The sequence below is a fragment of the Streptomyces sp. NPDC050315 genome, assembly GCF_040655775.1.
Lineage (GTDB): Bacteria > Actinomycetota > Actinomycetes > Streptomycetales > Streptomycetaceae > Streptomyces.
Genome location: NZ_JBFAKN010000003.1, coordinates 563,412 through 576,415 on the forward strand (window position 1 = coordinate 563,412; position 13,004 = coordinate 576,415).

The 13,004-nt window shown below is 65.5% G+C and carries 9 protein-coding genes; 1 reads left to right on the top strand and 8 read right to left on the bottom strand.

Translation table 11 applies throughout. The annotated features are described in order from the left end of the window. Window positions 1-1,188 precede the first annotated feature (1,188 nt). The 5 genes from AB0I82_RS13790 to AB0I82_RS13810 form a co-directional block, all read right to left on the bottom strand. Window positions 1,189-2,019, bottom strand: coding sequence for an alpha/beta fold hydrolase (locus AB0I82_RS13790; RefSeq protein WP_363257418.1), 831 nt, complete (start codon window positions 2,017-2,019; stop codon window positions 1,189-1,191). A gap of 569 nt (window positions 2,020-2,588) precedes the next feature. Further along, window positions 2,589-3,296 carry a response regulator transcription factor gene (locus AB0I82_RS13795; protein WP_363257419.1) on the bottom strand — a complete coding sequence of 236 codons (708 nt, stop codon included), beginning with the start codon at window positions 3,294-3,296 and terminating at the stop codon, window positions 2,589-2,591. Beyond that, entirely contained in the window at window positions 3,293-4,390 is a 1,098-nt protein-coding gene (locus AB0I82_RS13800; protein ID WP_363257420.1) for a histidine kinase, read from the bottom strand. The genes AB0I82_RS13795 and AB0I82_RS13800 overlap by 4 nt, the downstream gene beginning before the upstream one ends. Window positions 4,391-6,093: 1,703 nt before the next feature. Further along, on the bottom strand, window positions 6,094-6,534 hold the full coding sequence (locus AB0I82_RS13805) for a hypothetical protein (RefSeq protein WP_363257421.1): 441 nt from the start codon (window positions 6,532-6,534) through the stop codon (window positions 6,094-6,096). Between the two features lie 51 nt (window positions 6,535-6,585). After that, window positions 6,586-6,909 (bottom strand): class I SAM-dependent methyltransferase, encoded by a 324-nt coding sequence (locus AB0I82_RS13810; RefSeq protein ID WP_363257422.1) that lies wholly within the window; start codon window positions 6,907-6,909, stop codon window positions 6,586-6,588. Here AB0I82_RS13810 and AB0I82_RS13815 point away from each other — a divergent pair, their 5' ends adjacent. Beyond that, complete coding sequence (locus tag AB0I82_RS13815; protein WP_363257423.1) at window positions 6,910-9,690, top strand: AAA family ATPase; 2,781 nt, start codon at window positions 6,910-6,912, stop codon at window positions 9,688-9,690. It begins immediately after the preceding gene. Between the two features lie 42 nt (window positions 9,691-9,732). On the opposite strand, the gene AB0I82_RS13820 is transcribed toward AB0I82_RS13815, so the two are convergent. The 3 genes from AB0I82_RS13820 to AB0I82_RS13830 all read right to left on the bottom strand — a co-directional run bounded on the left by AB0I82_RS13820 (window position 9,733) and on the right by AB0I82_RS13830 (window position 12,960). After that, the gene (locus AB0I82_RS13820) at window positions 9,733-10,527 is read right to left on the bottom strand and encodes a hypothetical protein (protein ID WP_363257424.1); all 795 of its coding nucleotides are present in this window, start codon (window positions 10,525-10,527) and stop codon (window positions 9,733-9,735) included. A gap of 61 nt (window positions 10,528-10,588) precedes the next feature. Beyond that, on the bottom strand, window positions 10,589-11,857 hold the full coding sequence (locus AB0I82_RS13825; protein ID WP_363257425.1) for a hypothetical protein: 1,269 nt from the start codon (window positions 11,855-11,857) through the stop codon (window positions 10,589-10,591). After that, window positions 11,854-12,960 (bottom strand): hypothetical protein, encoded by a 1,107-nt coding sequence (locus AB0I82_RS13830; RefSeq protein ID WP_363257426.1) that lies wholly within the window; start codon window positions 12,958-12,960, stop codon window positions 11,854-11,856. The genes AB0I82_RS13825 and AB0I82_RS13830 overlap by 4 nt, the downstream gene beginning before the upstream one ends. Window positions 12,961-13,004: the final 44 nt, after the last annotated feature.

Consider the following 13,004-nt stretch of genomic DNA (forward strand, 5'->3'; position numbering starts at 1 on the left):
GTCGGCACGGGGCCCGGTCGGTGATAGGCAGCGCGGACCTGCCGCAACGCCCAGCGCATCCGAGGAACTGCGATCTCCGGACGTTCGCCATAGGCACCGGCGAGCGCGACGGCGCAGCCGCGAGTGCCTCCGTGAATTCGGACTGCCTGCCGGACAGCAGCCGTGATTTCGGCCCTGGTCGGCTCGGAGCCTGTTGGCAGGTCACTGCTGAACAGCGCCTCGGCCCTAGCGACCGTCAGGAGATCTGTCGAGCAGTTCATAGCCTCCACTCCCCTAGGCTGATGAGAACACTTAGCGGACCGGATGGGCAGCCCAGAGCCGCTGGTGGACTCATCGTTCGGTCGAGAGTTACAGCACTCGTTACACAGTTGGTCAGCCTCTTGGCTGTAACCACGGATGAGGGAAGTACCACTACGTCCTGCCGAAGAAGCAGGAGCGGAAGGCAGCTGAAGAAGCCCCGGCAGGCGACTTCCCGAAACAGTGATTACCAGGCGCTGATCATTATTCGGACCTGGAGTCTTGGCACTCCACCCGCGACCGAGGAACGATCACGTATTTGTCGCCGCGGGCGCTGTACACCACTTGCACGTCCTCCCCTGCCGCGTTACGGCCTGCCGCTTCCGCGTCCAGCAGGGGTAAGGACCGCGGATCTCCCGCAGGAAGCCATCGGCGCTCGGTCTCCCTCGCCGTACCGCCATCGCCCGCCGACTCCGGCCGTCCTCCGCCTCCTACTTGGCTGCCCTCCGGTGACGAAACAGCCGACGTAACAAGCGGCATCTCGGTGCCATGCATGGAGCTACCTCCATCACTGTCGATTCGTCCTCGCCGGACAAAGTCCCCACCTCACATGTGGCTCTCCCACGAGGAAGCGGCGGTCATCGCCCGCTGCGTCGAAGACTCGTCAGCTACGTCTTCCCCTGAGCTTTGGTCGCGGCGAGAACTGTTCATGCCCCGAGTCTCCTACCGCCGGCCGGCGAGGTCGTCCCACCACTACCGTCATCTCCTCGTCCTCGCCCAGATGTAAGCCGGGTCCGCCTGTACGGCCATGGGAGGAGTCGCCTTCAGCTCGCGTCGCACGGTCACCGGCCGCGGGTCGCCCACTCGAATCGCGGGCCACGGGGTCAGGCAGGACTGATGTCGTTTCTCCGGAGTGCGTCTTATCGGCCGTATATACGCGCCTGCGTGTCCTCAAGAAGCTGCAGCATAAGCCTGCCGTCCTTGCGCCAAGGGGACTGCCTCGGCGTGGGTGTCCCCCCGTGAGGTGCTCTTCAGGTGTCCGACAACTATGTCGGCCATGTGAGGGGACTTGATGATACGGAGATGGCCGCAGCCTGAGACGCAGCAAGAACTGACGTGCCGTCCCGCCGTTGCGCTGAAGAGCGAAACCACCGCGTCGAACTGCGAACCGATGAGGGACCACCGGACTTCTTGCTCGGCGTTGATGTCCGGCAAGGCGGCCAGCAACGGGGAATTGCTTCGCAGTTGCCTAACGGCGGGGCCGATTCCCAAGTGTGCCAGCAGCGCTCCCCGGTGGGGTGTCGCAATGGTGACGGCACCGAGGACCTTGTCGTCCAGTCCCAGCTGCTGCACCGCGTAGCGCACCGCCAACCCGCCCAAGCTGTATCCGACAAGATGGACCCCACTGGCGCCGCTGTGCTGCAGGGCCTGCCGTACCTCGGCGGCGAGCATCGAGGCGATGGCCGGGATGTCCATCTTGAAGGGGCTGTAGTGCAAGCAGAAAACGTTACGGAATCCGCTCAAGTGAAGCCTGTGGAGCAGAGTGTCCCAGGAGGCATGGTGAGACAGATACCCCGGGACAAGAAGCACCGGGGTATCGTCGGGGTCTGCATCATGGTGCTCGGACGTCTGCGCCCTGAGCATGTTCGGAGGCCGGTGCACACGAGCTCGTGTCACAGCTGCTTCGCCCACCGCGGCCAGGGTGCCCGCCGCAAACTGGAAAGGAGCGGTTGCGACGGTGTATGCGGAGGAACTGATCGATGCCAGCAGCTCAATATTCATGGCTGACTCCTGAGGTGTCGTTCGCGGATCATTCGCTGTGCACAGTACGAGTGTGATCGGGCGATACCTCAGGGTCGTCCCACAGCAGCCGTCAATATTCCGTCGGTGCCTGGGCGTATGGCAGCCGTACCCCTAAGCCAGCACGAGGACCAAAGCGTTCAACGGCCGTCCTCACATCTTCAACGCTGTTGCCATTTAAGCGGAGGTGCTCAATGAGGGTTTCGGGCGGGGCGCGCGTCGGTGGTGCGGACATTCCCCACCTATGCCGGGAGGTCCACAGGTACAACCTGGTGGGGCCGCACGACCACGACGGCCCGTACACCGAGGAAATTCCCAGCCGCGGCCGCGTTTGGTCCGATGCGGGCGTCATTCCGGTCCGGCTGCTCCTGACCAAAGAGACCTGGTCACGCAGCGAGTCGGGATTCGGGAGATCCGGCCTCTCGCTCACCGCAACGACCACCGTCTTGCCGGCAGGCCCTCTCGACCACCGCTTCGGGCCGACCGGGCAGCGCCGCAAGCACGCAGTGAAGGCAGAACTGCGTCCGAGCCGGTAGCGGCGTTTCCCACGGTCAGTTCGGCAGTGGGCTGCCAGGGCGGACCAATCCGCATTGGTATGCAGCGGCGACCGCCTGCGCGCGGTCATGAAGACCTAGCTTCACCAGGATGCGTCCCAGGTGTGTCCTGACAGTGGCTTTGCTGACGACAAGACGCTCTGCGATCACCTCGTTGGTGAGGCCGTACGCGACGAGAACCAAGACCTCACGTTCCCGCGGGGTCAATCGCTGTACTTCATCTGCGGCCGGCAATCCGAGATTGGGGCGGTCAGCGAAGTCGGCCAATAGCTTCCGGGTCACGGACGGGTCGAGCCAGGCGTCGCCTCTTGCTATGGCTCGTATGGCCGTGATCAGGTCTCTGGGAGCGGCGTTCTTCAGCATGAATCCGGAGGCTCCGGCGCGGAGCGCAGCATAGACGGCTTCGTCATCGTTGAAGGTGGTCAGGATCAACACGGCGGCCGTCCAGCCGACTTTGTCGATGAACGCGTCCTCGGCCAGACTGCGCGTGGTCTCCACACCATCCATACCCGGCATACGCACGTCCATCACGATGACATGAGGACGGAGTCGAGCCGCCTGCTCAACGGTCTGCGCGCCATCGCCGGTCTCGCCGACGACGATGAGGTCGTCCTCACTCTGGACGAGCATCGCCAGCCCTGCGCGTACCAATGGCTCGTCGTCGACAAGCAGCACCCGCGTGGTTTCAGCGTACTGGTCTGTCATTCCTGGGACCCTCCGCTCGTTGACGAGGGACTGGCGAGGGGAAAGGAGGCAGCAACGACGAAGTTGCCATCCGGCCCGGTGCCAGTATGCAACCTTCCCCCTACTGCCGTGGCTCGCTCTTCCATTCCGATGAGCCCTCGCCCGGTGGCTAGCCGGTGGGCCGAGTTCCGCCTCCCACCAGCAATCCTGTTCCGAATTCGGATATCCAGCTCTGTCGGGTGCCAGCAGATCTCCAAGACAACTGGAAACCGCCTGTCAGCATATCGACTGGCATTAGTGAGAGCCTCCTGCACGATGCGGTAGGAAGAAAGGTCCACTCCTGGCTCCAGAGGCACCGGGTTCCCGGCCACCTTGAGCACAACTCGAAAGGTGTCGCTCTCTGTGTGTTTCAGCAAGTCTTCGAGGTTCCGCAGCCCAGGCAGTTGCTGTGCCCCAGCCTGGTCGGCATCGCCTGCAAGGAGATTGAGCATCCGACGCAACTCGACGATTGCTTGCTGCCCCAATTGCTCGACGTGTCCAAGCGCCACTACGGCACGGCCGGGATCCTTGTGCATGACTCTCGATGCCCCGGCCGCCTGAAGAAGCATGAGACTCACTGCATGTGCGACGATGTCGTGCAAGTCACGTGCGATGCGATTGCGTTCCGTCGACACAGCATCCGCGGCGGCCCGCTGCCGCTGCCGAACCGTCCAGGCAGCCCATCTTCCTACACCGAAAACCGCCACGTTGAACATAGTGAGAAGTAAGGCCGAGATGACGAGTGTTTCGGCACGGTCCCCTGGCACAGCACGTCTGGTCTCATCCAGGACCGTCAGCGCAATGGGCAGGAACACGGCCAGCAGTCCGCAGGTGGCAGCCCGCCGGCCGCAATGGAAGGCAGCAGCGTAGAGAGCGAGCCACACATTGAGTGTCGGTACATACCCATAGACCAAGACCCAGGCCAGCAGGTTGTGCAGTACGACGACCAGCAGCACCGGGAGCGGAAATCGCTTCCGCAACAGGAGCGGCAGATAGCCCAACATTGCGTAGCCAGGTGTGATCCATTCCGGAAGACCACCCGGGCGGCGATCCCAGAAGATGGGCAGTTCGAGCATGTACAGGAGCGCTACAAGCGCTACGTCCCACCGTGTAGTCCACCGCCGTTGACCGGCGGTTACCACCAGCGGCCGGGGCAGAAGCATGCAGGTATCCAACGGCAGCAAAACCCACTGACCTCTTCGGGAGTTTTCCCGAGGCTGTCGCGGACCATGTTCTGACGGAGAGCGGTTTCCCACTGCTGGACAGGACCGAGAACCTGCATCAACGGCAGGTCTCGAATTCCTGCCGGAACGGCCCCTGCCCGCTCAAGTGCACGCCACACATCAGGGTCCTCGGAAAGTGCTGCCTCGAAGTCCTGCCTGCGGAACTCCTGCGGAAAGGGCCGGTGAAGGGATGTGTGCGTCAGACGGAGGAATGCGACCGCGTCTGCCGGGTGTGAGGCAAGGCCGATAATCCTGGCACCCTCAACCTTGATCCTTTCCACGAAACCAGGCATATCGTCTTGCCTGGGGCCCGAGGCAAGTAATGCCTCAGCCGCAATCTTTTCGTCGCGCAGCCAACCCAGAGGGCCCGGCACCACAACACCATTTGGCTCAGTGAGAACACCCCAAACCAGGTGACCGTCCATTACATCAGACGCGTTGACTCGCTGAATGGAAACCGCGGGCTCACACCACTCACGCATTGCGGCACCTCCGCAGTGTCTCTCATATCGGAGAAGAAGCCGGACAAGGAAAGTATGCAGGGTGGGACGAGACTTGACTATCCGCACGGGGCCGTATTCACATGCCGTCCCCTACGTCCTGGCGTTGATGCTGTGTTGCGGCAACGGATAAGAAATGGGAGGAACGTCGAGCGTGTGGGAGGACACGCGACCGACGAACGTTCCTGGCTGGTAGCGTGGCGAGTGAGGTGGACCAATGGTGAGGGACCTTCACCACGCCGCCTGACCCGATGAGCCCACGCACCCCCGCGGACCAGAGGGAAGGCCACCGTCCATGCTGCCGACGGCGCGCCGGCGGTCCGTATCAGCAAACTGGCCGTGTTGCGTGCCCAGTTCATCGGGCGTGCCGGGGAGGGCGGCGCGGGCAGGACGACGGCCGGGCTGACGGTGCGAGCGGTTCGGACAGACAACGGTGGCCCGGTGCTTGTCGGTACTGGTGACGCCGACGCATGGTGCGGTCCGATCGTGTGGAGGGCCGGCGCAGAAGGCACTCCAGAGGCCCTTGCCCAGTGGCAGAACCCACCACTGGCAGGGGCGCGGGTAGTGACTTCCGCAAGGCCTCGGTCAGCCATGGCAGGCGTGTTCTCTGTGTGGAGCGCCTACCGGGCCGGGATGGAAGCGGAGAATGAACGTCTCACCGAGGTGTCTCCACAAGCGATGACATCCCCATCGCCGACTGCCAACGCACCTACGTTGCCAGTGGCTGGGAAACTCGCGATGCACCGCGCTGCCTGGACAGATCCCAGATCCGTAGATAGTTGTCTGCGCCCCCGACGACCAGCAAACCGTTCCGGGTGAATGCCAGCTTGCGCACCGTCATGCCAGGGCCCACGGTCGGCAGCAGACCCATCAGCTCCTTTCTCCGTGTGTCCCAGATCCAGATGTCACCGGTCTTTCCGAAGCCATGACCCGGCCGCTCGGGCTGAGTGCGAGAGTGAAGGTCAAGTTCCCGTAGTCAGCAGGCAGCGAGGTGCTGTTCGCCCCAGTCCTGATGAGTGACGCCCCGGCTGCGTCGCGCCATGGCCCTGCTTCGCATCACCTGTCCATTGTGTCGGTGTTCGCAGCAGCGGCAGCCGTAGTCGTCGCCAAAGGCACGCGCCCAGTGACGGTGAAGGAGACCGAGTAGGTCAGCGAATCTTCGTTTTCCAAAAAGCGCATGAAGGTTTCGATGGCGCGGCCTGCCTGTTCGGCGGAACCGACGGCATGGGTGATGGCGGGGCGGGCGACATCCAGTTTCAGTGCCCAGCGGGCCCTTTCTCTCTCGTTCACCCGTCCGACGATGAGGTGGTTCGGCTCGACCCGGACAGTGAGTTCAGTGAGACCGGCGCTCCGCGCCAGCCGGTACAGGCTCCGGCCCGTATGCGGATTGAAGCCGGTAACGCCGAGCGCCTCGACCACTTGTGCCAGCATTGCCTCCATTGCCGGTTCTGCTGGGTCGTGCCAGATCAGCTGACCGTCAAGGTCGAATAGCACCACCGTGCCGCCAGGCTCGGTGACACGGCCCAGCTCGGCAACCGCTGTATCGCGTCAAGCAATGTACTGCAGCGCCAGGCGGCAGTAGACAACGTCAAACGTCGCTGTTTTGATCGGGAGTTGACACAAGTCGCCGCAGCAGCGTGCTATTGATGCGCCTCCCAGGCCGACGGCGAGCCGCTGTGGACTACCGTCGAAGGCAACCGCCTCTGTTCCGGGCCACCTACGTCTCTCCTTTAAATGTGACCGGGAGCGCTGACCTGCCCCGCGCCAATCGCCCAGAATGGAAGTTCGAACCGGAAGGCGACCTGACTTCCGACCACCGTGAGGGCGTATCAGTGGCCGCACAGCACGGGGGCGGCTGGGAAGTGGTGCCATATGTCAGGGCTGGCGGAAGAAACGGTGTTTCTCGGCCGGGAGGACGAACTGTCCTCGATGCACATGCGATTACGGCGTGCCATGAGCAGCGAGCCACAGCTCGTCGTTGTCGAAGGGCCCGCCGGCATCGGTAAGACCCGTCTCGTACGGCGCTTTCTCGCGGACGTACCGCCAGACGGCTGTGTCCTGCAAGCCAGCGGTGAGGAGAACGAAACTCATCTCCCCTACGCCATCGTGGTGCAACTGCTTGCGCATGTCGCCGAGGGGCTGGACCCGCCGCTGCACGCACTCGATCACTGTATCCGGCCCGGTGCTGCCGTGCCTGACCCGATCACCGTGGGGTCCGCTCTGCTCGACGCCGTCGGCAAGTTCCAGGACCGCGCGCCCGTCGTCGTAGTGATCGACGATGCCCACTGGGCCGATACGCCCTCCCTGCACTCACTCACGTTCGTGCTGCGGCGACTTCGCGTGGACCGAGTGATGACCGTTCTGGTGGCGAGGGACACGAGCGACCCGAGACTTCCTCCAGGACTGCGCCGGATGCTCGGTGACGACTGCACCCTCAAGCTTCACCTCGCAGGCCTCGGAATCAAGGAACTCCGCCAACTCAACACCTCGCTGGGCGGCTCACCGCTCCCGCGCTGGGCCGTCACCCGGATACGGGAGCACACCCAGGGAAACCCCCTGCACACCAAGGCCCTGCTGCAGCAGTTTCCCTCCCCAGTCTTCGTTGGGGGCGGCGCCGTCCTGCCCGCGCCGCACGCATACGAACGTTTCGTCAAAGCACGGCTCGACGGCTGCAGCCCGCATACGCGCCGGCTTGTGGAGGCCGCCTCGGTGCTCGGAATCGCCAGCCCATTGCATCTGGCCGCACGGATCGCTGCCGTGCCCGATCCGCTGGAGGCGCTGGCGGAGGCCATGGCGTCGGATCTGCTGCAGGAGGAAGCCGCCGCTGACGTGCCCAAGGTCGTCTTCACCCACCCCTTGTCGCGGGCCGCCGTGTATCAGGGGCTGCCGCCGCCTCTGCGTACGCAACTTCACAAGCTGGCCGCGAGGCTGTCGGGAGAACCGGCCGTGGCCCTGCACCACCGGGCGCACGCTGCTGTGGGCCCCGAGGCGCAGCTTGCGGACGAGCTCAGCCATTTCGCCGCGCAGCAGGCAGAAGAGGGAGCGTGGTCCGCCGCGGCCTCCGCCATGATGGCGGCCGCCCGGCTGACCGCGGATCGGTCCCATCACACGCAGCGGTTCCTCCAAGGTGTGGATTACCTGCTTCTGGCCGGTGACGTCAGCCAGGCCGCCGAACTGGAGCAGTCCGTGCGCGAGTCACCGCCCAGCACTGAACAGCACTATGTCCTGGGTCACTTGGCCCTCACCTGCGGCCGCCTGGACGAGGCCCGTCATGAGCTCACCATCTGCTGGGACAGCTGCGACGCGAGGACTCCTATCGAGACGATTCGCTGTACCACGGAACAACTGGCGTGGTTGTACCTCATTCAGGGCGACTGGCGGAACAGCATCTCCTGGTCGCGACGCGGACTGGAGTTACCACCGGGAAGGCGGTCGTCGTTCCTTCGCGACTCGCTGGCCATTGGGTTGGCCTTCGGGGGGTGCTACGACGAAGCTCTCAAGTCCCTCGCGCACCTGCCCGTCTCAGGGCCTCGGACCTGCCCGGCAGAGCTGGACGGTCTACTGGCCCGCGGCATGATCCACCTCTGGAACGGGGATCTGAGTGCCGCCTGTCGAGATCTCAAGGATGCCTTCGTCACGCACCGACGCGGTGGGTTGGCCTACTCGGCCCTCGTGGCTCTCGGCTTCCTCACCGATGCCGAGTATCGTGCGGGACACTGGAATGACGCCGTCTCGCACGGCACCCAGGCCGTCTCCCTGGCCGAGGATACCGATCAAGTGTCGTTCCTCGCCGTGGTCCACTCATTCGTGGCCTGTCCGCTGGCCGGGCGGGGCGACTTCAAGGCGGCCGAGGCGCACGTCAAAACCGCCGTCGAGCATGCCCGGGTACTCTCCGACATCAACGACACCGCGATCGCGGCGACCGCGACCGCCCGCGTCCGGATCGCCCAGGGCGACTATGCAGGAGTGGTCACCGCGCTAAGCCCACTGCTCGCCCCAGGGATCATCCACCGCGCCGCCTTCGACGAGGAGGCGGGCCTCGTAGCCTGGCGCCCCCTGCTCGCCGAGGCCCTCGTACGCGACGAGCAGCTCGACGACGCCGAAACGGTGCTCATCCCGTACGAGGATCGCGCGGCCGACCGTGACCGCTGGCTCGACCAGGCGGCGGCTGCCCGCTGCCGCGGCATCCTGGAGGCGGCCCGCAGCCGCGCCGACGCCGCAGAACGGGCATTCCAGGCGGGCTTGCGCCACTGCGAGCGAGGCGAACCGTGTTGGGAGCAGGCGCTGCTGCACCTGGCCTATGGGACCTTCCTGCGCCGCACCGGTAAGCGCGGTGCAGCGATCCCGCAGCTCGAGGCCGCCTGGGAGACCTTCCACCGGCTTCAGGCCACGCCCTATCTGGATCGGTGCGGCACGGAGCTGACGGCCTGCGGCCGAGCGGTGGCGGGCACGACGGAAGCGCACCATCCCCTCCTGACCGCCATGGAACTCACCGTGGCGAGGCTCGCAGCACGCGGGCTCACCAACCGCCAGATCGCCCGGGAGCTCGTCCTCAGCGCCAAGACCATCGAATACCACCTCAGCAACGCCTATCCCAAGCTCGGCATCAACTCCCGTATTGGATTGGCCTCCAGGCTGCCACCGGAGACATGAGCCGGGTTGCTCAGTCGCCGCACGGCTCCCCATTGAAGCCGATCAATCGGGCAAACAAGCGGCCACTCCCCCGCGTCCACCGGTGGCGAATGCGGTGATGCGCTGGCCGGCGTCGCCGTGGTCCTCGGAGGCGGTCCACGGAGTGTCATCGGCGAGAGCCGTGAGCGCTTGGGCAAGTTCGTCGGTGTCCCCCGGCTCGAACTCCAGGTCCTCAGTACCGAAGAGGGTCGCCCCCGCAAGGCAGTCCGCCTGGAGTTCCTGCGCCACTGTCGAAAGCCCTGCCACACGCTGCTGCACCGCATGGCCCCACTCGTGGGCGATCACCAGGTACACCCAAGCATCGCCCAGGGCATACCCATCCCTCATCAGCTGTGCGTCCCAGGCAATGAAGTCTTCGGCCGGACAGTAGAACGCGTTGGAGGGAACGGCCGGTTCGCCTGCGCAGTCGGGAGCCGAGGGAGTTCCGGGGACGTACGCCCCGAAAACGGCCGGCGACCGGTAGACGCCGGTGAAGTGGTCGCTCCAGTGCGCGTTCCAGAAACCGTCCACCACGCTCACCGCGTCTTCAGCTTCCACTCGCCAGGCATTGTCCGAGCCCTGCCCGCCGTGGGAGTCGCCCCGACCGTCCGAGGCACCGCTGGGGTACGCCCGGTCATCCGGTGCACCATCGGTGTCCTGGTCCTGGTCCCGGTCCGGCGCACCGGTCCGGCTGGACGTCGGCGTGCTGCCGCGGCTCCCCGGGCCGGCGTCCCGCTCCGGTCCGCCGCTCGCGCATCCGCCCACGACGAGGGCCGCACATACGATCACGGCAACGAGCCAGCTGCGCTGCTGGACCATTGTGGTCTCCGATCCCCGGGACAGAGACGCTGGTTCGCTGCCCGGCAGATTGTCTCGACGTTCACAGGAAGGCGACAGCCGTAAGACCGACCGACACCACCGCACCACCCATCGGCCACCACCGCCAGGCACGGCGACCGATGCTCAATGCCGCTACGGCTAAAATCTCGGCCACCACGCCGATGGCCGTGGCCGCGGACAGGAGGAGTGAACGCCGTCCCGCGCGCTGCGCGAGATCCGCCTGACGCTGTTGTTCGGCCTGTGCGGCCGACAGGTTCTTGGGCTCCTTTCCCAGGGCCGTGGCCGCCTCGGTGTCGACGCGGTCCGCGGCCGTCGGCGGTCGTCCCATGTACTCGGCGATCTTCCGAACGTCGTCGACGAGCACGCCTTCAACGGCGGCCATCACTCGCTCGTGCCGTGCTTCCCCAGGGGTGATCCCGGTATCGAGTGACGCCAGTTCGCGTGCCACGGCTCGAATTTCGGCGACTTTGGCCGTTCGAAGGCTCTCGGTGAGGAAGGCCGTGCGCTGGCCGTAGACACCGATCGAGGCGCTCAATCGGACCGCCCCACGCGCGGCCTCGGCGTGGGCCCGCTGTTCGCTGCCCGCGACCAGTATCTGCCCCAGCGGCAGCAGCAACGGCAGGACGAAGACGAAGAGGTGGAACAGGACGACACGACGGCGGCCGCGCGGCGCGATGGCCGGCTGGGGGATGATCTCCACGCCCCTGACCACAGGCCGGTCGGACGGTGCCAGGGCACGCCGCCAGCGCCGCGGCCTGAGGACGTTCGCCGCACACACGGCGGCGAGTACGGCCGCGATTCCCACAGCGACTGAAGCCAACCCCCAGGTGGCCCACCGGTCCCCGGCGCGCAGCGTCGCATCGGGATCGAGGGCATACAAATCCGGAGAATCCCACTGCAGGTCCGCCAGCCGCCGCGGCAGATCGTAGCCGAGGTCTTTGTAGCGATAACCGTCATTGCCGAGCAGGCTGTCCGGTGAGGCGGAACGGCGCAGGTGGTAGGCGGTCTGTGCGGCGAGGGTGTACTCGGACGCCGCTAGTCTTCCCTCGTCCTTCAAGGGCCGCAGGTGTTCAGCCCGGGCCTGGGCAACGGCCACCTGGAAGGCGAACGGCGCCTCGTCGGCGTAGACGGCGCGGACGTTCTCCGTCACTGCGGCCTGCCGTTTGATGTCCTGCCGGACCGCATCCTGGTAGGCGCCGGACGACTCACCGAACTGCCAGGTGGCCAGCAAGGTCGCTCCGACCGCGACCGCGATCAGGGCGATCTGGAGGCGGATACGGACACTGAACTGCGGCGGACGGCTGTTCACAGCGATTGCCGCTCGAACGTGATGGGCTCGCCTTGCTCGCCGATAAGCGTGAGCGCATCGTCCGCCACCTCCCACTGGTGGCGGACGGGAGTGAGGTCGGAGGGCTGGTCGGTGTAGTCGCCCGCCGGATCGCTGGGATCCTTGAGCGACCTGGTGGCCGTCGTCGGGCTCAGCACGAGTTCGTTGCCCTCAACGCGCGCCGTTCCCTCCTGGACGAAAGTGATCTCGACGACGTCTCCCTCTGCGTTGGGATAGAAGAGCAGACCCACATACTCGTACCGGCCGTCCTCAAGGAATCGGTAGGAGATGTTCGCGGTGCCGTCCTCCGGATTGCTCTTCCAGGCGCCCACGAGGGGCTCGGGGAGCGCCAATTCGCCACCTCCGTTACCTCCGTCTCCTTCACCACCTTCGTTTCCTCCCTTTCCTCCGTCGTGTTCCTCGTCCGCGGAGCCGGAGCCCGGTGCCGGTGCAGTCGAGGTCGGCGCCTCGCGCGCGGGCTCGGAGTCGGGCGGGTCGGAGGAGGAGCACGACGCCACGGTCCCGAGCAGCAGCAGACCGATGAGCGTCCCGCAGATACCGCCCTCCGTACGGCGCGAGGCGGCGCTCAGCCTGCGTGGCTTCTCAGGTAGATCGGTGTGTCGCGGCCGGCGAACTCGCATGGGAATCCCCGTTTCGGTGGTCCGAAGCATCGCGACGCACATTACGGACGCGGCACCAGGAAGCGCCCCAGGGATGAGCTCAGGGTTGTCCCGGTGTTCCGCTGTCCCAGTGTTTCGCTTTCTCTGGGCGTCGATGTCTCTGGGCGTCGCAAGCGGGCACACACGGCTGCGTCGACCATCCCTCGCCAAGGGAAAACCCCGGGACGTTCCCCGAGGTCCGTCCCTCCTCGTATCTCTACGTTGGAAGTGCCCATATGCCCGAGCAGAACAGAGAGGGTTCCCGTGGTACTTCAACAGCTTCCAGTCGACGTCTGGATAGGCGCGCGCGATCAACGCCTCTTCGTCGGTGCGTACGCGCCGCTCAGGATCAGGATCGATGGTGAGTCGGGGCTGAGGCTCGACGACCTCGACATCACCGTGCCCGACGGACTCGCCGGCGGGCACGTCTCCCTGGCCAGGGGGCCTCGGTTCGATCCCGCACACCCTGA